This window comes from Pseudoalteromonas sp. SR41-4 (genome assembly GCF_014163985.1).
Lineage (GTDB): Bacteria > Pseudomonadota > Gammaproteobacteria > Enterobacterales > Alteromonadaceae > Pseudoalteromonas > Pseudoalteromonas rhizosphaerae.
In genome coordinates, this window is record NZ_JACJEI010000001.1 from 415,840 (window position 1) to 440,017 (window position 24,178).

At 40.1% G+C, this 24,178-nt stretch carries 19 protein-coding genes; 10 read left to right on the plus strand and 9 right to left on the minus strand.

Features of this window, described 5'->3' with window-relative positions; translation table 11 throughout:
- Positions 1-13 precede the first annotated feature (13 nt).
- Positions 14-2,815: an Ig-like domain-containing protein gene (locus H5180_RS01590; protein ID WP_182757532.1), complete on the minus strand. Its 2,802-nt coding sequence runs from the start codon at positions 2,813-2,815 to the stop codon at positions 14-16.
- Between the two features lie 165 nt (positions 2,816-2,980).
- On the opposite strand from H5180_RS01590, the gene H5180_RS01595 reads away from it, so the two are divergent.
- Both H5180_RS01595 and H5180_RS01600 read left to right on the plus strand, forming a co-directional pair.
- Positions 2,981-3,361, plus strand: coding sequence for a VOC family protein (locus tag H5180_RS01595; protein WP_145239725.1), 381 nt, complete (start codon positions 2,981-2,983; stop codon positions 3,359-3,361).
- Between the two features lie 106 nt (positions 3,362-3,467).
- Positions 3,468-3,704 (plus strand): hypothetical protein, encoded by a 237-nt coding sequence (locus H5180_RS01600; RefSeq protein ID WP_145239728.1) that lies wholly within the window; start codon positions 3,468-3,470, stop codon positions 3,702-3,704.
- Positions 3,705-3,718: 14 nt separating this feature from the next.
- On the opposite strand, the gene H5180_RS01605 is transcribed toward H5180_RS01600, so the two are convergent.
- Complete coding sequence (locus H5180_RS01605) at positions 3,719-4,225, minus strand: zf-TFIIB domain-containing protein (RefSeq protein WP_145239731.1); 507 nt, start codon at positions 4,223-4,225, stop codon at positions 3,719-3,721.
- A gap of 41 nt (positions 4,226-4,266) precedes the next feature.
- A complete protein-coding gene (locus H5180_RS01610; protein ID WP_182757533.1) occupies positions 4,267-4,860 on the minus strand; it encodes a DUF4202 domain-containing protein in 594 nt (197 codons plus the stop codon).
- A 136-nt stretch (positions 4,861-4,996) separates the two neighbouring features.
- Between H5180_RS01610 and H5180_RS01615 the strand changes: the two genes are divergently transcribed.
- Positions 4,997-5,728: a winged helix-turn-helix domain-containing protein gene (locus tag H5180_RS01615; RefSeq protein ID WP_259399516.1), complete on the plus strand. Its 732-nt coding sequence runs from the start codon at positions 4,997-4,999 to the stop codon at positions 5,726-5,728.
- Between the two features lie 172 nt (positions 5,729-5,900).
- Positions 5,901-6,233, plus strand: coding sequence for a hypothetical protein (locus H5180_RS01620; RefSeq protein ID WP_182757534.1), 333 nt, complete (start codon positions 5,901-5,903; stop codon positions 6,231-6,233).
- A gap of 35 nt (positions 6,234-6,268) precedes the next feature.
- Here the strand turns inward: H5180_RS01620 and H5180_RS01625 are convergent, their stop codons facing one another.
- From H5180_RS01625 to H5180_RS01635, 3 genes are all read right to left on the minus strand, one after another.
- Positions 6,269-6,733: a mechanosensitive ion channel family protein gene (locus tag H5180_RS01625; protein ID WP_182757535.1), complete on the minus strand. Its 465-nt coding sequence runs from the start codon at positions 6,731-6,733 to the stop codon at positions 6,269-6,271.
- Positions 6,734-6,817: 84 nt separating this feature from the next.
- The gene (locus H5180_RS01630; protein ID WP_182732410.1) at positions 6,818-7,276 is read right to left on the minus strand and encodes a thioredoxin; all 459 of its coding nucleotides are present in this window, start codon (positions 7,274-7,276) and stop codon (positions 6,818-6,820) included.
- A 122-nt stretch (positions 7,277-7,398) separates the two neighbouring features.
- The gene (locus tag H5180_RS01635) at positions 7,399-8,277 is read right to left on the minus strand and encodes a LysR family transcriptional regulator (protein WP_182732409.1); all 879 of its coding nucleotides are present in this window, start codon (positions 8,275-8,277) and stop codon (positions 7,399-7,401) included.
- Between the two features lie 285 nt (positions 8,278-8,562).
- On the opposite strand from H5180_RS01635, the gene H5180_RS01640 reads away from it, so the two are divergent.
- From H5180_RS01640 to H5180_RS01660, 5 genes are all read left to right on the plus strand, one after another.
- Entirely contained in the window at positions 8,563-10,134 is a 1,572-nt protein-coding gene (locus H5180_RS01640; protein ID WP_182732408.1) for an NADH-quinone oxidoreductase subunit L, read from the plus strand.
- A complete protein-coding gene (locus H5180_RS01645; RefSeq protein ID WP_182757536.1) occupies positions 10,131-12,554 on the plus strand; it encodes a YbcC family protein in 2,424 nt (807 codons plus the stop codon). The genes H5180_RS01640 and H5180_RS01645 overlap by 4 nt, the downstream gene beginning before the upstream one ends.
- A 5-nt stretch (positions 12,555-12,559) precedes the next feature.
- The gene (locus H5180_RS01650) at positions 12,560-13,357 is read left to right on the plus strand and encodes a DUF6671 family protein (RefSeq protein ID WP_182757537.1); all 798 of its coding nucleotides are present in this window, start codon (positions 12,560-12,562) and stop codon (positions 13,355-13,357) included.
- Between the two features lie 12 nt (positions 13,358-13,369).
- Entirely contained in the window at positions 13,370-14,377 is a 1,008-nt protein-coding gene (locus H5180_RS01655) for an L-threonylcarbamoyladenylate synthase (RefSeq protein WP_182732405.1), read from the plus strand.
- Between the two features lie 478 nt (positions 14,378-14,855).
- The gene (locus tag H5180_RS01660; protein WP_182757538.1) at positions 14,856-15,350 is read left to right on the plus strand and encodes a hypothetical protein; all 495 of its coding nucleotides are present in this window, start codon (positions 14,856-14,858) and stop codon (positions 15,348-15,350) included.
- Here the strand turns inward: H5180_RS01660 and H5180_RS01665 are convergent.
- Positions 15,347-16,552, minus strand: coding sequence for an anhydro-N-acetylmuramic acid kinase (locus tag H5180_RS01665; protein WP_182757539.1), 1,206 nt, complete (start codon positions 16,550-16,552; stop codon positions 15,347-15,349). The genes H5180_RS01660 and H5180_RS01665 overlap by 4 nt on opposite strands.
- Before the next feature lie 201 nt (positions 16,553-16,753).
- Here H5180_RS01665 and H5180_RS01670 point away from each other — a divergent pair, with 201 nt between their 5' ends.
- A complete protein-coding gene (locus tag H5180_RS01670; RefSeq protein ID WP_182757540.1) occupies positions 16,754-19,498 on the plus strand; it encodes a TonB-dependent receptor domain-containing protein in 2,745 nt (914 codons plus the stop codon).
- Positions 19,499-19,711: 213 nt separating this feature from the next.
- Here H5180_RS01670 and H5180_RS01675 read toward each other — a convergent pair whose 3' ends face one another.
- Entirely contained in the window at positions 19,712-21,229 is a 1,518-nt protein-coding gene (locus tag H5180_RS01675) for a glycoside hydrolase family 10 protein (RefSeq protein ID WP_259397408.1), read from the minus strand.
- Between the two features lie 73 nt (positions 21,230-21,302).
- Positions 21,303-23,942, minus strand: coding sequence for a TonB-dependent receptor (locus H5180_RS01680; protein ID WP_182757541.1), 2,640 nt, complete (start codon positions 23,940-23,942; stop codon positions 21,303-21,305).
- Positions 23,943-24,178: the final 236 nt, after the last annotated feature.

The following is a 24,178-nucleotide window of genomic DNA, read 5'->3' on the forward strand; positions in this document are numbered from 1 at the left end:
TCGTATATTCATTTTACTGACGAGTCTCATCCAAAGGATAAGTGTCAGCGTCATCATTTACACCGTCACCATCACTGTCTAAATCAAGTTCGATGCCAGACTGAGCAATCATTTCATCACTAGCATAAGGTGCAAAGAAGTTAGCCTTACCGTCATTATCAGTATCAACTGTCGCGATAGTCACCCTTGTAAAAGCATCATATTGACTCAGATAATTAATGACATCTGTAACTATAGAGTCATGCTCTACCACTCCTAATGCGGCTTTATCTTTTAATGCTAATGCCGCATCAAATTGACCTAACATTAAATATTGATTAGCGAATTCAGGGTAATACTGTAATTGTAATTGTAGCGAAGCTTCATCCAACCGATTGATGTTCCAATTAATCAAATCAACCCAAATTGCCGTTGCATCACTAATAAGTTGCTGGTAATTATTGATTCTTCCGGCTTGTGATTTTAGCGTTCGGTAATACTGCGAAAAGTTGTAAGTGCTTCGGCTTGATGCATCAAAAAAATCTTGTGTCACTGCAAACTGGCTGTCTACTGTCACCGCCTCTTCAACTTGTTTAATTAGATTTGCGTAGTCTGAATAGTATTGGTTTGCTAATTCAAATTGGCCACCTTTACCAAACGCAGCAGCTAATTGGCCTGTATCTGAAACCTTTCGTGCAAGATCTTCTTCACCATAAGTTGCTAAAAAGCTTTTAGCTACTTCGATAAGTGGCGTGGCGGCTTCATTTTGTCCCAATGGGTTGTGGTATTTAATAAGATCAACACTCGAAGCAACGACATCCTCTTTTGTTACTTCTGTGCCATTGACTTGTGCATAGTTATTTAGTGATATTTCACGACATGTAGTCAGTGTTTTATTCGCTTGCTCTCGATAGCTTTGTTCGCCAGTTAAACGAATAACTTCGAACAGTTGCTCAAGCAATAGCTGGCACCCAGTAGTACCTGTTACGAAAACTTGATCCCCAATGTTTTGCGCTATATATTGCTCAGAACTCAATAATTTCAAGCCTTCCGCGATATACTTTGCAGCACCAGCATAGCGCCCCTGGTCGATTAAAATACGTGAGCCACCAGGATTTGAACTATTAAACGCAATGATATTAGTAAATAATCGTCTTAGATCGCTATCATCTTTTGCGGCCAAAATTAACGCTAAGCTTTCATCTGCATCTTCAATATTTCTAACGTACGCAAATAACCGCGCGTCTTCAGCATCTTCCTTAGCCCAATCGTAATATGTACTTCCTTGTTCAAATGGGGTTAAAAAGCTCGTTTCTAAGTCTAAATTTGGGTATAAGTTTACAAAGGACCCTGCAAAGTTTATCAAGCCAAATGGATATTCGACCATTGTAACGTCAGCATATTCATCTTTTTCGCGGGTATAAGCTTCGTCATAATTGACTACACCATGAAGCGCCAGTGCATCAGCAAGCGCACTTTTAGCTTTATCAAGTTGCCCTAGTAAACGATAGTTTTCAACCACATCACCTAATGCAACTTGGCGGGTACTAAAATAAGGTTTTCCTTCATTACCATTTCGGTCATTCGATACGTATCGGTAACCTATCATGTTAGCAAATTCATAAAGCCTGTCGGCCATGCTAAGCGCATAGTCAAAATCAGCTTGCTCTCGACTGGTTTGCCATGTTGCTATCACTTCATCAACTGAGTTTCTAAAACCAAAGAACAGCCGTAATGCTTGTGTTGTTTGCTCGGCTTTAAGGGCTGAACTTAATAATATATCTAAAACATTATAGCTTTGTAGTGCAAGTGCAGGCTCACCGGCATTTAAATAAGAATCAGCAAGCTCATAAAAGAAATCTTGATCTTCAACCGCAAATGCAGAAATGCCTTTGGCAGCGATGTATTGCGAATACAAATTACTCGCTTCTAAGCGGAGCTCATTTGCTCGCTCAAGTTTACCTTGCAAATTGTACTGATTTGCAACATTAACAAGTGCAACAGCACGTAGGTCATCACGAATAATACTGTCAGCAGTGATGAAACGTTCAACTTCATTATCTAACCCTGCTTCAGCGTATCCGGTAGCTAAAGCTGTATAGATACCACCAAGATTAATATCATTTTCGATATTGGCAGTAAGAACTTCAGAACGTTTAAGATGAGATTGTTCAGAAGCATAATAATAGTAAGCACGGTCAGCATTAGTTGCCAAGTTAGTGGCTATTTCTAGCGTTTTTGCTACAACACCATTATTTCCATCATTTACGGTCAATTCAAAGCTATCAATGGCATTTGTTAATGTTGAAGGGGTATAAGTTAATTCTCCACTTTGCGCGTCTATAACGAGCTCGCCATTAAATGGTTGTTTTGTTATAGAATAAGTGAGTGTATCGCCGTCAACATCACTGGCGCTAACTTGACCAACTTTAACTTCTCCACCACTAACCTGAACTTTATCCATGGTAATGACAGGGAAGTCATTGATCGCTGCAACAGTTGCACTGACAGTTGTAGTCGCTGTATCTTCGCCATCAGATACCGTTATTGCAAAAAAGTCCTCTCCATTAAAGTTTGTATCAGGCGTATAAATCACTTCGCCTGAACTAGCACTTACTGAGACCGAACCGTTACTCGCAGCATTTGCTAGAGAGTAAGTCAAACTATCATTGTCTTTATCAGAGGCGTTCACTAATAAACTTGCACTAGCATCTTCATTTAAAAATACAGAATACTGAGCTTGTGAAAATGTTGGTGCTGAGTTCGATTCACCGCTAGAGCCACAGCCAGCGAGCACTACTGCACTAATCGCAATAGATAAAAGTTTTAATTTCATGTCAATTCCCCGTTAATAATTACCGGGATCATAATGCAAAGAATTATCATTTGCAATATGATTAACAATTGAAATTCCAAAAACTATTCAAGCTATTAAATAAATTATTAAGTGTTAACAAAATAATCATCTATTATTAGGTTAAATATATTCAAAGAGGTGTTAATGGAATACATAAGCCAAATAATCTACGTTGATAACGTTGAAGAAACCTTAGACTTTTATTATCAAGCATTTGGCTTGAGTACCTCATCAATCAGTGATAATGCCGAATATGGTGAGCTTGCAACAGGTGCTGTCAAAATAGCGTTTGCAAATCACCCATCTGCTCAAGCCCATTTTAAACAAGGTTATATACGCGCTCACCCAAAGCAACCAGCGCTAGGTTTTGAGCTGCGCTTTAGCTGTACTAATCTCAGTGAAAGTTACGATAAAGCGGTGCTTGCTGGCGCAGAGCCTCTTTGCCCCCCTAGCTGTAGAGGAACTCAATATTATGCCTACGTACGAGCCATTGAAGGTACTTTGATCTGCTTAGTACAAGCCTAGCTCTTCATCAAAACAGCATTAAAGTTTAACTTTGTAGCAATATAAGCCACACGCAACTGTCATCTAATTTCCTTATCTTAGCGGTAATTTAAATAAGGAGATTAATATGAATACATTACTACTAACATTGATGCTACTAAGCCCAACTGAAGCGCTAGTGACTGAACAAGTAAAATTACAAACCGCTGAAACACTTAAAGTTATGCAAATTGAACAGCAGACACAGTTGAAAACACAAGTCATCGCCACATTAGAAAATATAGAATTGGTATTGCCTGTGGTTGTTGATAAGCAAACTTTAGCGAAAGTACAAAACGTAAAACAACAACTTAACCAAGATTAAGTTGCTCTGCAGAGTTAGTCCAAAAACGAAGCTAAAGCGATTTCAACTAAACTCTCGGTATTTTTGTTGTGGTTTTTCTTAATACCTCGCTGGCTAAATCGATTAGTCGGTATTTCAAAATGTATAAAACCATGATTATTGGCTTGCTGGTTCACTAGTAATTGTTTTTCTTTCGCTGTTAAGTGATTGTCGTGAATTTTATTAAGTTCTTTTGGATCTAGCCAAATACCCGCACAACTTGGGCACTCATCAATTTCGACCACATGAAGAGGTGTAAAAAAGCGCCGCATCATCACGATACTCGGGCACTTAGGACAATTAATTCGTGCCGTTAAATCAACGTCTGTGTCAGGTAAAGCAGCCAAGTGCTCAGCAAGCACCAGCGCTCTTTTTAAAGATGGATCACTAAAATTAAAAATCTGGCGATTATCAAAAAATACCCCGCCATTGGCGGATGAGAAAACCTCGATCCCCCCGACCATTAGTTTAGTGAGTTCTATATTTGTCCTTGGGCAGCGCATATCCAGTTCCTTTGCATTTTATTACTCATCGCAGTGAGATATTAACTCGGTGCAAGCGCCTTTTCAATTAGCGGTACTAACGGCGCTGGTAAAGTAATATTACCCGCCAACACAAAGTCATGTGCCTCAGTAGACATTTTTTGCCACGTACGTTGCAAAATCCCAATCCACTTTTGCTCATCGTAGTCTGGTTTTGTTTGCACAAATGCCAACATGTAATACTCAATAAACACTAAACTTGCGATATCTTCCACCAATTGACTATCAGGATTACGCTTGATTTGTTTTTTCGCAACCGCTGCATATACTCGTTGCTTATCAACATCAGAACAACCAGCTTGCTGCATTAATTCAACCACAGTACTGGCATGAAAAACATACAACGCACTGCGCCACTGATGATAGCCTTGTTTATCCATTGGAAAGTGACTTCGCGGCGAACACCAACGCTTTATGTGCTGTGCTCTCACAGCAATATGCATTAGCTCATCAGCATCAGATTTAAAACGGTTTAACATCTGCGTCATACGATCTGAATATAAACGCTCTTTAGGCCACACTTTACCTGCATAGTATTCTTGATTAGGATCCTGGCTATTTGCTTCATCAATTAACGCTATTACATGCTCAAACATTTGGCTAGTCGCTACAATTAAATTTGTAAGCTATTTTAATCAGCTCAATAGTAATTAGCTAGTTGAAAGAAAGACAAAAGCAAACCTAGCTTGGTACAATTAGCCAAAAATGCTCTCATGATAAAAAAGGACTTTTATGCTATACGCCCTTATGACTTTGCTACTCTTTTTTGGTTTTAGTTTTAACGCTGATGCCACCTGTTTTGACCTTGCATATTTCGTTGAAGGGGTTCGTATTGGCTCGTGCAGTGAAGATAACGCAAAGGATGTGCCCGTTACTCTTTACCTTCTAGTATGGCTATTAATAAACACGGCTTTCGCTCAGCTAATATTAGCGCCGCGATGTCACCTTGTCGTGAAGTGTGTGCTTTTCATTTTAGCGCTTCCATTAAGCCCACTTGTGCTAGGGGTAACCTACCTAGGACTGGGTATTAATAAAGGATTAGAAACGTTACGCGAACGCAATAAACCGACGATACCCACTGCAGACACAACCACAGCGTTACCACCAACAACTGCATCAGCGCAAACATCGGCAGCATTACCACAATTACTCATCGGTCAATTTCAATTTAATCAAACAGAACAAAGTTTGTGTAATGGCCAACACAGCACCATTTTAGAGCCCAAGTGCTTACAAGTTCTAAGCTATTTAATTGAGCAACAACCGCGCATTGTTAGCTTAGAGGAATTACACAACAATATTTGGCAAAATCAGATAGTAACTGATACGGCAGTGCGCCGGATGATCAGCAAACTGCGTCTAGCGTTTGATGATGCTGATACAAAAAACCCTAAATATATAAAATCAATTATGAAACGCGGTTATCAGCTTATTGCCGATGTTAAACAACAAGGCACTGAATAATAACAAATTATATTTTACACACTTAGTTATAATCATAGTTATAACCATGATTATAACTAAGTCATGATTAATGAATGACTTAGTTATCGTGCTTTTTCTCACTTAAACGTACTTTGAATTGGTCAGGTGCAAAGCGCCCTATTCAAACTTACAAATTTAAAAAGGAAAAACCATGAAACAATTAATTCTGATCAGCGTCGTTTTAATTTTAGTTATTTGTAGTGTATTACTGAGCCTAAATGAGCAGTGTATGATACTGGGTGAACAATTGTCATTTAGTTTACAAGTAGGACACTGTGATTTATCAACCGCAACTAATGTGCCTGTTTCGCCTATGGCACTAGTCTTTTGGATAATAATGAATGTGCTCTTTGCCTACCTTTACCCAAAACAAAATGTGGAAAATGGCTATAAAGTTGCAACGTTTGTACTTGGGTTTCCGGGCACTTTATTTGTTTATTTAATTGCGCAAATAGCTCGTTCAACCCAAAAGCAAAAAGCTTAAAGGGCGCCCGTAGCGGTGTAATAACAATGAAACCGCTACGGGTTATTTATTGTGACTTTATTACTCAGGATTAGCGAATTAGGTACTAAATGACGACAGCCATCGATCTGTAAAGTAATATATCTGAGGTTTAAATCGACCACGACACCTTTACAGCTGGCGACCTCGATGTTGTCGCCTAATTTAATTGGACGGTAAAGCACAATCATTATCCCTGCAACGAGATTTGAAATTGCATCTTTAAGCGCAAACCCTAACGCAAACCCTGTTAAACCCAAGCCAGCTACTAAACCAGTTACATCAAAATCAAGCTTAGAGAGCGCTAATATAGTGCCAATAAAAATCAAAATCGCTTTTTGTGAGTTTGAAATTAAACGAAACGATTCCGCGGCATGGCCATCAAAACGACGTTCAACCTTCTTCAGTGCCAAGTGAAAAACTAAACTTAAAACAATACAGCCAACAAATACCAAAATAGCAGCAATAATTTTTTCATTCATAGATAAGCGCCATATTAAATAAACCAGCTCTTTAGTTAATAGATTTACTAAAAGATTAATTCATTGAGCAAAGCTGTGTCTAAATTAGTTAAACTGAGTGAGATCAACTGCTAATGAATGCTTGGGCTTTTCAATCATGCGGGCAAGTTCTATATCACCCTCTTTTACTATAATTGTCGCGGTGTACTTTAACTGATGTGCTTTTGCAATGCCTTTATCATCTTGCTTATCGAATCCTACCGCCACTAATTTTAAACTTTTTAATGTTAACTGAGATTGCTTAATCAGCTTTAACAATCTTGGTACTTCACGTTCGCTGTCATGGCACCAAGTACCAAACAGCACTAGTATATCTTTACCAGCTAGTTTTTTGATTGTATTTAATTCGTGTTGAGACGGTTTAAAACTATCGTACTGCTGCTCGAAGCCGTTGTAATTTTTTAATAAATTAGCAGCACTGATCTGCCCGACTAAAGGCTCTTGTGCGGCAAAACTAACACTGCATAGCAACAAAAACCCTATCATTACAACCTGTTTCAACATACTTTTCTCTTATTGATTGAGCACTTAAAAATTGACTAAATTTTCAGAGATGTGGATAAATTAGCAACTAAGATACCGTTATTGAAAACCTAATCACGCAGCATAACGATGCTTGAGTAATATTAGCACTTTACTGCGAGTAATTGCTTTAAACTATCGGGAACAAATTTACGCTGTGCTGTAATGGCATAAAAATGCTCGTAAGCATCAGGTAAGCGCTGGTACTCAATTAATACCCCTTGCTCTATTTCATCTTTTACGACCACCGATGGTAATACCGATAATGCCCCACTATCACGTGCCAGTAATCGCAGCATCGCCATATCATCGGCTTCTGCTTTAATTTCTGGTTTGTATTGCCAGCGAGCACACAATGCATTAAATGAGTCCCTTATTGCCGACGTTTTACTGGGTAATACCCATTGTGCGTTTTCATAGCCAATTGGAAACTCACTACTGATTTTACCATCAGCAGGCCCTACGATAGCCAACGGTTGACGCGAAACTAACTGGCTTTGCCATAACTCATTATGATGCTCTGTTCCTACGGGTTTATTTGTCAGTACTAAATCTAATTCATGCTCCGCCAAACCATTTAGCAAACCATCCATACGCCGTGCGGTTAAAGAAAAAGTGACCGAGGAAGAGCTTAACAATGGATTGATAAATTCTTCAATAAAATTTCGCGATAGCGTATTTAAGACTCCAATAGAAAGGTGTTGTTTTTCAGCAATTGCACCTTTGCTCAAAAACGAAGATAACTCTTCACCAGTGCTAAAAATGTCGTTGGCATAGGCTAATACACGTTTACCCATATCTGTAAGCTCTAAGCTTCGGCCTTTTCGCTCAAACAAATTAACGTTAATCGTGTGCTCAAGTTGCTTTATTTGGGTTGATAGAGCCGATTGCGAAATATGCAGCTCTTTAGCAGCTTGCGTTAGATTACCTAGCAACGCGACTCGCCAAAAATAATAAAGATGATGATAATTAAGTCGGCTCATGAATAGTTAACTTAAATAGAACGTTTAGATAGATTATATCTATTTTTTTTCGCCTTTCAACTTTGTCATACTAGGTCCTGTTGACCTTTCAGGATTGAAATTTGTTCTATCAGGGCAGAATCCTTCGGGCAGCGGGTGTTTGGCATTTACGCTGCGTTATCAACTATTTATGGGGAATAACCACACGAGATAGGTTCTGCCTTGCCTAAAAGTTAAACATACGGCTGCAAAAGTAACCTCGAAAAATAAACAGCCCCTAATTGCATCAATTAAAAGGAGCAGTAAATGAGTGAGTTAATTATTTCACTGTTAATGTTGGCTATCCCCCTTAGCATGCTGCTAACGGCTTACATTATCGGTAACAAAACCACGGCCAATAATGGCAAGGCCATCTTTTATGTACTAATCGCAAATGCTCTGTTACTTATAGGTGCGTTAACTGCTCAGACCACTTTCTCCCTGTCGTTAATATCAGCCCTTTCTTTCACAACCACTCGAATCATTATGCTGGCGCTAATCGTGTTTATCGGCATTTGCTTGGTAAGGTTTTGTCAAAACTATATGGCTGGTGAGCCACGTATTAATTACTTTTGGCGATGGTTATTGACGACCTTATCGGCTGTTACTCTGGTTGTATTAAGTAATCATTTAATTCTATTTTGGCTGGGCTGGCTATCAATTAGTCTCGCGCTACACAAGTTATTAATGTTTTATCCTAACAGGCCACGTGCAGCACTGGCCGCACATAAAAAATTCATTGTCGCCCGTTTAGCTGAAACATGTTTGTTCATCGCTTTTGCACTGCTATATAACGTACACGATACCTGGTTGATCACTGAGATCACTGCGGCCTACATAAATAATACCGTCGAGCTAACATTGAGTGAACAACTCGCTGGCAGTCTTATTGCACTGGCTGCGCTGATCAAGTGCGCACAGCTTCCGTTACATGGTTGGCTTATCCAAGTTGTTGAAGCGCCAACTCCTGTCAGTGCGCTTTTACATGCAGGGGTGATTAACCTAGGTGGTTTTTTATTAATTTTATTTGCGCCACTGTTTATGCAAGCAACAATTGCCCAGTGGTTAGTGCTGGTCGTAGCAGGGTTAACCACTGTAATTAGCGCCTTAGTCATGACGACTCGGGTCAGTGTTAAAGTTCGACTCGCATGGTCAACCAGCGCACAAATGGGTTTAATGCTCTTAGAATGTGCATTAGGACTTTTCGAACTGGCGCTCATGCATCTAGTGACACATTCTATGTATAAAGCATACGCATTTTTAAATGCAGGTAACGCAATTAATGAAGATATTAATCGCCGTCATGCACCAAAACATACTCCCTCATTAGCTGATTGGCTCAGAGGCATGATTATTTCAACAGTTATTGTTTCTTCGGCATGGTTTATCAGTGGTTACAGTGGCGCTATCAGTGTTTGGTTACTACTAACATTAGCACTCACAATACTGATTGCTACAAAGCACGGTATTGCAGGGAGGAGTATGCTAATACCCATCACTTTTATCGCTCTTATTGCGACCTTAAGCTACGTCGGATTAAAAACACTATTTGGCTTAGCTGTCGATACCACAGCATGGCGTGAAGCGGCATTTAGCATCGCTGATATCTGGGCTATCGTACTGATTACAACATTAATGGCATTAAGTTACTTTCTTCGCAATCAAAGCCAACACCCTAAAGTAAAAGCACTCTCAACCATGTTATTTGCAGGGCTGTATCTTGATGAATGGTTCACTCGGTTAACCTTAAAACTTTGGCCTATTCGCCTTCCCGTTGATAAGCAAACAAATACGAAGCACCACAACCAGACGTTTATTGCAAAGGAGTCACAATTATGAATACCGCTACCTCCTGTAACACTGAGCAAGCACTTAACAATACAGAAAAAGCGATATTAGCAAAAGTATGTGACTACATTGCACCCAGTTGGCCACTTGATCAAATGATTGCTGTGAATCCCTTTTGGCACATGCGCGATATGCCCATCGAGCAAGTCAGTGCTCGCATAAGCGTATTGACCAATGCCAAACTACAAATGCCTAAAGCTTATTATCAAGCAAAATATCAACAACAAGCAATCACCGATGAAAACTTACGTGATGCAACCCATATATTAGGAGTTGTTTTAACACTTGAACAGCTAAAAGAGTCACTGAAAATTGATTTACCACTGATGCACTGGCATAACATTTCTGACTTGCTTGATACTCAACGAGATCCACATAAGATGGCTTGGCACGATGAAATTATTCATCAAATCAGTCAATTTTGTGCGGCACATTATCAACAGCTTGGCCCTATGCTACATCGTAACGATATTTCTCAAGTCAGTGATCTCTACCATCATTGGTTAACAGTGATCAAAGCAGACAAAGGGGTTAGTATCATCATGGATGAAAAACACCTCAACAGCTATTTTGCTCAGTTACCTGACTCAGCTGACCAATTAATTGTAGAAACAATCAATACGTTAGGAATTGACGAGGACTGCTTAGAGTATTATGCCCATGCCCTGTTACTCGATATTAATGGCTGGGCTTCGTGGCTGGCGTATTTACGTTGGCAAGGGGACTTATATCAACAGCCCCACGATGAAATGTACCAATTATTAGCGATACGTATGGCGTGGGATTTAGTTATTTGGCGTTACCTTAAGGACCATGATAAGCCAAGTTATGCGTTGTTAAGCAGTCAATGGCAGCAAGAAAAAGCACAAATATCCGAGCGTTTAAATAACCATAAAATTGCTCAGCGTCCAATATGGGTGTGGGCTAAAGCAGCAGAACTAAATTATCAACAAACACTGCAACAAAAGCTCATTAATGCTGATAAAAAAACCGTTACTAAGACACAATTACAGGCGATATTTTGTATTGATGTTCGCTCAGAAGTGATGCGCCGAGCATTAGAATCACAAAGCCAAACCATTGAAACATTCGGCTTTGCAGGCTTTTTTGGCCTGCCTATTGAATACCAAGCCCATTCTAGTGCCCTTAAGCGGCCACAACTTCCTGGGTTATTAAAACCGATAATTCAGGTCAGTGAACAACATACAAACAATAAAACGTTATCAAAGCGAAAGCTTACAGCGGCTTGGCAGAGCTGGTCTAAAGCCGCACCAGCTGCGTTTTCAATGGTTGAATCCGCGGGTTGGTTATACGCGTTTAAACTGCTAAAAAATACTTTTTTAGCAAGCCGTGATGGCATACAGTCAAGCCATAACGAGCAATGGCAATTAAACAAAAATGATCAGCAACTTAATGTTCAAGATAAAGCAGAACTTGCATATACGGTATTAAATGCCATGGCGATAGAACACTATGCTGAGACTATATTGTTGGTCGGTCACGGTAGCCATACTACCAATAATTTACATGCAGCTGGCCTTGATTGCGGAGCCTGCGGAGGACAAACAGGCGAAGTTAATGTGCGTGTGTTAGCGTCATTACTAAATGATCAGCAGGTTCGCCAAGCATTAAAAAAACGCGGAGCCACTGTCCCCACAAACTGCCAATTTGTTGCCGCGCTACACAACACCACAACCGACCACATTACAATTTTTGATGAACCACTGAACGACACAACTAAGCAATGGTTATCAGCGGCGACTCAACAAGCTCAGCGCGAAAGAATACAGCATATCGAACCAAGCCTAGCATTGAAGTCACACCAAGAAATAAACAAAGCCTATCAGCAGCGAGCAAATGACTGGTCACAAGTTCGTCCTGAGTGGGGGTTAGCTAATAATGCCGCATTTATTGTTGCTCCGCGAAGCTGGACTCGCGAGGTGGATCTACAAGGCCGCAGCTTTTTACATGATTACCAGTGGCAACATGATACTGATTTTAGTTTATTAGAGCTCATTATGACTGCACCGATGATCGTCACCAACTGGATTAATACCCAATACAATATCTCGGTCACAGATAACTTTAAATATGGTAGTGGTAACAAAGTACTGCATAATGCAGTGGGAGGAAATATAGGCATCTTTGAAGGTAATGGCGGTGATTTGCGCATTGGCCTTGCTATGCAATCATTACATAATGGTGAAAAATGGATGCATGAACCACTAAGATTAAGCGTCTATATTGCCGCTCCACAACAGGCAATTGCATCGATATATGAAAAACATAGCATGATCAAAAACCTGGTAGATAACGACTGGCTAAGCTTATTTCGGTGGGGTGATAACAATGAAATCGAGCGCTTTTTTAAAGGAAGGTGGCATAACTGTATTCATGCCAATGAAGGTTAACAACAATGCCACACATCGTTCTTGCGACTAAGCATCAAAAATCACGCTGGATTGCTCCTTATCTTGAGCCTTTAGGCTATCAGATTAGAGAGTCTGACGCATTTGATACCGATTCATTGGGCACCTTTAGTGGTGAAATTGCTCGTACATGCTCACCTGAACAAGCAGCATTAACTAAAGCAAAACAAGCGTGTGAATACAGTAATGCTGCATTTGGCTTAGGCAGCGAAGGAAGTTTTGGTGGTGGTCCTTATTTTGGCTTAGTTAACTTCAATACTGAATTACTTTGCCTGTATCAGCGTGATACAAACACAGCTATTTATGGCCATGCTGCTGGGCCATTTTCACCCATTAGCTTACCCATTGAACATCATACAACCGCACAAACAATAGCCGAAAAGCTAGCCAAGTTTGAACAGCAACATTGGATATTAACATTGCCGCATACGCTTGAAAAAGGCCTAAGCCTAGATGAATTGCTAGCAAGGTTTACTTATCATTTACCATCTTCGGGGAAAATCACCCCCGATTTAAGAGCCATGCATAGCCCTGAACGGCAAACTATGATCGCAAACGCAGCGAAAGATTTAGCAAGACGCTTAACGTCATTTTGCCTCCAGTGTAAGGCAGCTAATTTTGTGATTAAAAAGGCAATAGCCGGGCTAATTTGTAGCCAATGTTCATTACCAACCAAGCAAGTTAAGCATCATCTAATCGCTTGTGATCATTGCCAACATAGCTGTGTTGTTCCAAGCAACAACGCGTTGGCTGATCCAACTTATTGTCAAATTTGTAACCCATGAGACTAACACTAAATGACACCATTTAATTCAACTAAAATGTTATCAGGCGAGCAAGGTATCGTAGATGCGATCAGCTTGCTTAAGTCGGGGCAATGTGTCGCACTGCCAACCGAAACAGTATATGGGCTTGCCGCAGATGCAACAATTCCTAGTGCCGTATTAAAAATTTTTGCTGCTAAAAAACGACCTGAAAGCCATCCCCTGATTGTACATATTCCTGATCAAAGTCATTTAACCCGATGGGCAGAGCAATTACCGGCCTGTGTAAAACCACTTGCAGATGCATTTTGGCCAGGCCCCTTAACGATGATCCTTAAAGCAAAAACAGGATTAAATAATCCTGTTACAGGTGGTTTGCATACTATTGGTTTACGAGTACCAGCAAATGCTTTATTTTTAAAAATATTAACCGAACTTGATACCGGTTTAGCCGCGCCGTCAGCAAATAGCTACAAACAATTGAGTCCAATAGCACCAGAGCAAGTTATCAACGACCTAAATGGTCGTATTGCGGCGGTGTTAGATGGCGGGAAATGTTCCTATGGCATTGAATCAACCATACTGGAAGTTACTGATCAAACTCTGCGTATTTTGAGGCCAGGTCCTATTAGCGCAGTAGAAATTGAGCAGGTAACAGGACTAACCGTGGCAGTACCTTTAAAACATAACGAAATAGTGCCAGGCAATGTCAGCGCCCACTATCAACCGAATACTCCTACAACATTGATATCGCTTGAACAATTAATCACTGAGATTAATGAGCATGACAACGATAAAACACATTATTTAGTGTATTCAAAAGCTGCCATCGATGCGCTGCTATTTAAACATGTGCCTATTAACAACATCACATGTTTAGCAGAAGAACCTCATGATTACGCAAAAAATCTCTATGATTCGCTGCATCAAATCGATAAACACTCATGTTTAACTATTCTGGTAGAGCAACCACCACAAGAGCAAGCATGGTCAGCAGTAAACGACAGACTCTCACGTGCAGCATCGACGTATATCGGCTAAGTAAATATTTAACTTAAAACTTTGCAAGTCATTTGATTTAACCCTAGGCTTGCAAATCACAGTCACTATCCATTGTTTTATCCTATTTATGAGACCCAAAACCTTGCTTAAATTATGATAAATATCGATAACACTGAACATGTAGAATCACAATATATTATTTTTAATCACACCTAAGATTTCGCCACAGTAGCAAGACTATTTGATCAGTAAATGTTTGATAGCAAGTTGAGCCGCCAAAAAATTAGTTAAGAGTAAAATACCAAGCCAAAAACTTAACATCCTCCCATCTAAGCACGTATGACTCTCTATCCCTTATGAATGGGGAAACAATTTGAAACGAAATGAGAAAGTACATTGTTTTAGCACGGCTAAGTTGAAAATGATGAAAATACGTTCAATTAGTCATAAATCTGCAATTAAACTATAGGATAATTTCCATTCGATTTAATTAACCTAGAAAAGACGACAGACCTCAATGACCACTCCTTTAGTGCGCTTGAACTTTGCACTGCAATCTTTTGAAGATCCGCTATCAGCTGCCATGGCACATACTATGGAGTACGATACGCTGCATCTAAATGCAAACGCAGAGCATGAAATTAGACTGCTTTGTGTATTACCAGAAGATGCGCATGAAGGCGACACTATTTCGTTAAGTGCAACACATATAGCAGCGCGTGATGCACGTTACTTTATGCAATACACACTGCGTCTGAGCGATATAGAAGCCGGTACGGTAACGCTGACACTTGAAAAAATAACTCTCAGTGATGAAAGTGACGAATATGTGCTGCAATTAATGTTGCATGGTTTACATGCCACCCTCAAAGACAGTGCTGAATTTGATGTCGCAATCAAGGAATATGGCGCAGGTTATATACCACAATACGAGCCGGCTCTAGTTTCTAAAAGTCATTCACTGCGCCAATATATGACAAGTTTTAGTAGTTCATTTTTATCATTATTTTAATCCACAAAGCTGACTTTACCCATAGTAATGGTGGGTATGCCCTGCGCTTGATTACCAAAACGTTGCTGGCCACCCGCTAAACATTCGTTCGCTAAAATCGCAAACAAAACTGCTTCTTTCGCATCTGGGTCGATACCTAGAGCATGGGTATTTTTAATCTCATGTAACTGTGGACACAAAGATAAAATATGCTTCATCAACAGTGGATTATGTATTCCCCCACCACTGGCATAAACTGTAACATCGGCTAATTTTTCACTGCATTGATTAATAGCCTGTGCAATCATCATCGCCGAAAATCGATTTAGTGTTGCCATCACATCTTCGTGGCTTAGCTGTAGGGTGTTGGTTGTCGTTTGTGCTTGGTGTAAATAAGCCAAATTGAAAACTTCAGGGCCTGTCGTCTTAGGAAAGTCCAAATTAAAAAATTCATCTTGGCATAACTCATCCAACAGCGGCTGATTTATCTGGCCTCGGTTGGCAATTAAACTATCTTTGTCATAATGAAGCGGCGCAAAATAACGTTGTATATAAGCGTCCATGATTGTATTACCTGGTCCAATATCAGAGCTAAATACAGCGCTCGCATCAGCAGATTGTGGTAAAAAAGTCAGGTTAGCAATGCCGCCCATATTCAGTAATATACGATTTTCAGTTAAGCTGCTAAAAAATAAATAGTCGCCATATACTGCAAGTGGTGCGCCTTCTCCGCCCGCTGCAATGTGCTTTTGTCTAAAATCGCCAATCGTGGTAATACCAGTCGTAACCGCTAAATGGTCGCTATCACCTATTTGCAAAGTACCATGATTAAAATCGCTCTGGTTATGCTGACTTTTAGGGCAGTGATAAATAGTTTGCCCGTGACTTGCAATCACATCAATATCAGCTGCAGCAACTTCCCATTTAGCTAAACACTGCAATACCATTTTGCCATGTAATTGCCCCACCCAAGGATGAAGTAAAGTAACTAACTCCAAATCACATTCGCGTTTGGCAAATACTGTTTTTATTTTTTGTTTATAGTCATCATCATAATCAACAGTGTCAAAGGCTAACACATCAATTTGGGTGTTCATGCCATGACCTGAGACTTTGCACAATGCAACATCTAACCCATCTAATGACGTTCCACTCATCAGACCAATTATTAATCTGTGTTGTTTTTTAGCGCTGTTATACAGTTGTAATATATGCTGATGCATTCTTTTTACCCTTAAAAATCAAAATACTAATTAATGTATATGCATTTCAAACTCAAGAATACTTTATACCTTAACTTTAAATATTGAAAGAATAATTATTGCAAACAAGTTAAAAATGCTTTAAAACTTACCAACACACTGAGTGTACCGACAACGATAAAATTCATAATAGCAAAAAATACATAACCACGGGAACTGACCATGAAACACTGCAAACCTAACTCAATGCGCCCACTCCACCTGCTATCTCCAATTGCACTGGCAATTATTGCTACTACTAGCCCTGTTTTATTGGCCGCTGAACAGCAAGAAGTGCAGCAAAAAAAACCTGAAGTAATTACTGTTACTGGCTCTCGAATTCAGCGAACGGAATTAGTTTCAAGTAGCCCAGTAGTGAGTGTTGACGAAGCACAAATACACCTAGATCGCGCGGTGAATGTAGAAGATATTACCGCAAAGTTACCACAAGCTGCAGCGGGAGCTAATAGTACAGGTGCAACGGTAGGTGACTCATTTGGCTCATCGACTATTGATTTACGTGGCCTTGGTCAAAACCGAACTTTGGTATTAATTGACGGTACGCGCGCTGTGCCATTTAGTTTTCGTAACTCAGTTGATGTCAATACAATTCCTGCCGGTTTGATCAAACGTGTTGATGTTTTAACAGGCGGTGCAGCTGCTGTTTATGGCGCCGATGCAGTAGCTGGCGTGGTTAACTTTGTGCTTGATGATGACTTTACCGGCGCTGAGTTTTCAAGTAGTTATGAAACAGCTGATGGTGGCAATGAAAAACTTAATTTTGAAGCCATTTTTGGTGGCGATATAGCTGATGGTAGTGGCCATATTACTGGCTACCTTGGTTATTCTGAACGTAAAGAGTTACTTGCTGGTGAACGTGATTATGCCTTAGAGAATGGCGCGACTATGATTAATAGCGGCGGGTTATACACCGATGTTGCCAGTGGTAATAGTTTAGCGATTAATGATGCAGGCCAAGTCGTGAGCGATCGTCAAACCAATGACTTTACCGGCGACCGCTATTTAACTCAGCCTATGGACAGATTTTCTGCTGGTTTATTATTTGATGTGGATGCCAGCGACAGCGCAATCATTTATGGCCGTGCGATGTATTCTAAAGTAACCGTTAATGGCGCCGGAGCCAGCGGCCAAACACCTATTTTTGTTAATGAGCAAGTAACTCTCACACAAGATAACCAATACATTCCTGATGAACTTCGCCAACAACTCACCTTTGATGCTGATGGTAATGCGCTAGTCAATGTTGAACGTAATTTAGGCCTTGGCGTACAGCATACTGAAGCCGTGCGAGATTCATTGCAATTTCAACTGGGTTTAAAAGGCGATATTAACGATTATTTACGTTACGATATTTATGGTCAGTATGGTCAAACCGATGAAGTAGCAACGATCTATAAAAATGCTTACAAAACCGATAAAAGTGGCAATAGTCGCTTTGCCAGTATAGCCAATACCATGGATATTTTTGATCCTAATTTAGATCTAGGCGAATTTAGCGACCCACTACTTTATACCACTCGCGAGCGAACGCAGAGCGTGTTTGCTGCCACCTTATCAGGTGATTCAAGTGCCATATTTGAACTACCTGCCGGTTATGTCGATTTTGCAATTGGTTATGAATACCGCAAAGAAACGGGCAAGCAAACACCGGGAGATGCATTTAGAAATGGCACTAGTTTTGCCGCTGTTAGCGCCTTTGATATGGATGCCAGTTTTGACAGTAGTGAGTTCTATGCAGAACTATTAGTGCCGATCTTAGTTGATATGCCATTTGCAAAAGAGCTTAGTTTTGAGGGCGCGTATCGTATTTCTGATTACTCAAACACTGAAGCAGAAGACACCTATAAACTGGGCATAAACTGGGCAATTAACGATGATATCCGTATCCGTGCGAATAAACTTACGGCATTTAGAGCACCTAACTTAGGTGAATTTGCCAGCCCAATCACCTCTCTTTCACTGGCATTGTTTGATCAAGATAGCGACCAATTCGTGCCACGTTTAGCAGGTCGTTTTAATGGTGATCCATGTTTGCTAGGTACGGGTGACGCAGCACAATGTGCCGCATTTGGCGCACCTGCAGTTGGTACTGAATTTGATAGCAGCTCTGCCGCTTATACTTACGGTGGTAACCCAGATATAAAACCAGAACAAGCTGAATCAGATACTTTAGGCGTGGTTTACACACCCAGTTATATCGATGGCTTCGATGTATCTATAGATTATTACAGCATTCGCGTAACTGATGCAGTAAGCCAAATCCAGCCAGGTGCAGCATTACAGAGCTGTTATATTGACGATCCAAATCCTAATAACCCATTGTGTGGCGCAGTATTACGCGATCCAAACACAGGCTTTATTAGCACCGCGATCGTAAATGACTTTAACCTTGCTGCGATTGAACAAGCTGGTATCGATTTAGCAGCCAACTATGTATTTGATGCACCAATGGATTTAGGCGGTCGCTTTAGGCTCTCATACCAAGGTAACTTTGTAACAAAACAAACTCGCCAAAATAATAGCACCGTAGCAGAAGTTGATTGTAAAGGTACTTATGGTAGTGCTTGTTCAGGCGATTTTGCGAGTATCTTACAAGCCGATTATAAACACCGCGCCACCTTTGATTGGCAGCTAGATACCATGAACTTCCAATTAGGCTGGCGCAGAATCGGTGAAGTAGACTACGCTGTAGATAGAACAGAAACAATTTCAGCACAAGACTACATGGACTTTGCTGCATCGTGGCAAGCAACCGAGACTATCGCGGTTAACTTTGGCATCGATAACCTGTTTGACAAAGCACCACCAACACCTGACATTGGCGCTAATCACTTTAATACTGTGAGTGATTACAGCGTTATTGGCCGTACACTAGGGGTTGCAGTTCGTTACTCACCGAGTTTTTAGTTAATCCCCTATTGCCTATAGCAGCACAGGATTAAACCCTTAAAGCGCACCCTGCCCGGTGCGCTTTTTCTTGGTTCAATGTTAATCAAAGCTATGCTGCGATAGAAACCGTAATTTTAACGGTTAAGTAAAGATGCTGTATAGTTGCTCAGTGCTCGCGTGAGATTTGCTAATAGTGATTGTTGTATTACACTTTGCTTGCTAAACAAGGCATTACTCAAACTGTATCTCTATCGGCTCGCTAAGCATTTCATCACGGCTTACAGCAACAACTCGGATATGTGAAAGCGCAAGTCCATTGTTGTTATTCTCAACTGTGATTGAGCGCATTATTGATGGGTAAATTTTATATTGCCAATCATCGCCATATTTAAGATAAACAAGCGTTTTAAATACATGCTCAGGTTGCGCATGATGCCAACTCAGTTTTGTCACCTGTGCATATTGGTTATAGCTCACTGCAGGTTTACTCACCTCCTGAACTGGTAACCAATTTGATAGCGGCAGTAATGCTTGATGTTGAAACACGCCCTTTTCTATCACCTGAGAAAAGTCAGCTTTTTCTAATGATTTTACATTCCAAAATACAACGCCTGGCGAGTTATTAAGCATCGCCCGATTGATCATAATTTGGTTAACGACTTCGTCGATTCCTGCATCCGTATTTGCTATCAGTGTGTTGATACCTGGCCATAAATGACGATTTTGAGTATTTTGCGATTGCCACCACGCAATTAACAATGGATAGCTTTGCGAGTATTGGTTGATAGGCCAATATAATTGCGGAGTAAAATAATCAAGCCAACCTTCATTTAGCCATAGTTTGGCATCGGCATAAAGCTTTTCATACTGATCTAAACCACGGATCGTAGCCGGTTGCTTTGGACGATATATCCCAAATGGACTAATACCTACTTGTACATGTGGCTTCAGCTGTTTTACTTGCTCATAGAGCGTTTTTGTAAATTGATTCACGGCAGCTCGACGCCAGTCACCTTTACTTAATTTACCTCCTTGTTTTTGATAATCTAAATATTGGCTTTGATCAGGAAAGTCTTCACCTTCGTTGTATGACGGATAAGGATAAAAATAATCATCATAATGAAGGCCGTCAATGTCATAGTTTTCTACCAATTCTAATAACGTCGTAATACTATAATCAATAACAGACTGATTAGTTGGAATAAACCAGTGCATACCATTTTTAAGCTGTACGACATCTTCAGCCATTTGCACACTCATTGACTGCTCACTGACACTTCCACCCGATGGGTGATGAACGCGATAAGGGTTGAACCACGCATGCAGCTTTAAACCCCGTTTGTGCGCTTGTTCAATCCAAAATTGCAACGGATCATAAAAAGGTTCCGGCGCTTGCCCTTGCTTACCGGTTAAATAGTAAGACCATGGCTCAGTTGAGCTTTGGTAAAGTGCATCAGCTTGTGGCCGAACTTGAAAGATAACTGTATTAAAATTATTCGTTTGCAGCGTATCTAATATTTTTATTGCTTGACGTTTTTGCTCATCAACAGGCAAGCCTGGTTGCTGCGGCCAGTTAATATTCGCAACAGTCGCAACCCATGCGGCGCGAAATTCACGAACAACATCTTCGGTATGAATAATTGCAAGCAGTGGGTTAGGTTGTTGTTTAGTAGTAGGTGTTAAAGGAGCGGACTGACAAGCGATTAAAGTAACAGATATGAGCACAGAGAAAATTACTCGGATCATCATTGATTTCCTAATAAGTGAAAAAATATAGCCGATAGTGAGGACTATCGGCTATTTATATCGTATATGGGGGGAATTAAAATTTATACTGGGCGCCGAGTAAGAATCTACGACCATAATTATGAATAGCAAGTGGACGATTGCTATCTGACATACCAGTGCTGTTACTTGACATTGAACGCTGGTCTTCATCGGTTAAATTAATGGCTTGAAATACCACATTCAGATTATCAGTCACATTGTAGCTAAGGTTCAAATCATATTGACCAAAGTCATCAATGTACTGGTTGAGTCCTAAATAAGTTGTATAAAAGTATTCAGAACGGTAAGTATATGAAACCCTTGCACTAAAGCCCATATTCTCGTAATACACTGTGGCATTGAAGGTATCTTCTGAATTATTAGGCAGAACGGCTTCTTCTCCTGCAGCGACCTGCTCAGCTGTTTGCTCAAGCTCTGCATCTGAGTAAGTATAGTTAGTTTGAATACCAAAACCATAACCTAGCTTTTGCGTATAATTAACTTCAAAGCCTGAGTTTTCGCCGCCTAAACCATTTAATGGTTGAGTGATCAAGAAAGTACGCAGTTCTTCAGCACCGGTATCTGGATCAGTCCACATCCACTCTTTATCAACAGTGCTATTTGTAATGTATGAATCGATATCTTTATAAAAGTAAGCTAATGATAAGATAGATGACTCATTAAAATACCATTCAGCTGATAAGTCATATTGCGAAGCACGATATGGTTTTAAATCAGGATTACCTTCATTACCCTTACAGCCTGTTGCTGCAGTGCAATAACCACTTTTACGCGCTGATAAAAAGTCATAATCTGGACGAGACATAACTTTTGCTGCAGCAAAACGCAGGATGATCTCATCACTGTAATCATAAGCGATATTTAAACTCGGTAGAAAGTCGTCATAACTAGTAGAAAAACCAACTTCTTCGATATTTTGCGGATCAAAACTACGGCCCGTATATTGTAGTGACTGCGAGTCAACATCGGTTTTGACAGCTCGAACACCTAAGTTACCGCGAATATCACTGAATGAAAACAATGCTTTTACGTAACCGGCAGTAATGGTTTCTTGCAAGTCATATGTATAATCTAGATGTTCATAAGGCGCTGTTGATGGTTCGGTAGAAGCAATCCAATTACTATAAGCGGCATTATCAAATTGCCATAAAATGGCATTCTCACCACCCATAAAATCATTAACTGTGGTAGTTGCAAACTGGCCTAAATTATTCGTACTGCCATCAGCCCCCTTTTTAGGATAATTTGCTTTAATTAAGTTGGCGGCTTTACTGTGTTCTCGGTATTTGACCCCAGTTTTTATCGCCGTAAAGTAATCATTATAGAGTCGATACTCAAAATCAAATTGCACATATTTCTCATCGGAATCATTCGCGATATCATTTTTATGATTGTAGTCTAAGCGATAATCGGCAGGCGTAAGAGAATCTGATAATACAACTTCGGGCATACCATTTTCGATGCTGTACGAAGCGTCAGTGTTTGCGTAGTATTCTGAATATACGTCACTTACTGCGCCTTCAGCTTTACTATAGCCAAACTGTGTTGTCAGAGTGTAGTTATCTTTTGCATAGGTAACTTTAATATCGTGAGCTTGAGTTTTAAATTCACCTTGGTATCCGGCATTTCCGTAATAGCCTAAATTATTATGGGCAGGTAAAGTCCCAGCAACTACAGTACCATCGACAATATCAGCTTGCTCAATATTGCCAATGTTTTGTAATATAAAACCACTCGAATAAGTACCGTATGACTCATGCTCAGATTTTGAATACAAGTTATTAAATACGATATCTAAGTTTGCTGAAGGCGCGTATTGCAAGGTAGCCGTCACTGTATTTAAATCAGAGTCACTGGCATAGCGATTATAACCTACTGCCCCAGGGTAATACTCATTATTGCCATCACCATTGGCATCTGTACTTCGGTAACCAAATCTTACCTCTTTACTGTCTCTTTGGGTTGCGAGTTCTTTGCGCACAAAGCCCACATTAAAACCAAAGTCTTCTGCTTCATTTTTCCAAGAATATAAACCTGAAATATAGGGTTTAGTTTCATCGGCATTTTCAAAATGAAATGCTTTCACTGACAATGCGGCATAGTTAGATTCACTGTCCAGTGGCTTGCGTGTTCTAACCACCACAGTGCCGCCAATTGAACCTTCATCAACATCAGCCTCAGCTGACTTAAACACTTCTAAAGTATCGACTAACTCTGCAGGCAAAAGTGAATAGTTAAAACCACGTGATGGACGAGTGATAGACGCTGATGCCGTCGCTGAAGCAACACTCTGACCATTTAATAAGGTAATGTTTAGATGGGGTGCTGTACCACGAATACTTACTCGGTCACTTTCTCCGCCTAAGTCTTTTTCAACTTGCACACCCGGAATACGTTGCAGGGCATCGGCTACCGTTTGGTCAGGGAATTTACCGATATCTTCTGCAGATACCGCATCAACAACACTGTTAGCAAACCGTTTCATATTGAGGCTCTTCTCGACAGACGCAGCGTAGCCTTTTACCTCTATACGTTCGATATCTTCTTTTGTTAAGTTTTCTTTGTCTAATTGCTCTGCATCATTAGCAAAAGCCGTACTAGAAGCTGAAATAACCAAAGTGGCGAGTAATGATTTTTTGAATTGAGCTGTAATTGTGTGGAATTTATTATTCATAGTATAAGCATTTAACCTTTTTATATTGCAAAGTACTTGTACGGCTTCAGCTAATTTAAAATAGCTAAATCAAGACATATTTTATAGTTTTGTTACCTGCTGTTAACTTAGTCAAAAAAACACACAAGATCAATATAATTTATTCCAAAATTAATAAATGTTTTCAATTTATAATTCCAAAAATACACAAAATGTCCTTTAGTCGCTATCTAAATAAAGCACTTAAATTTATGAAA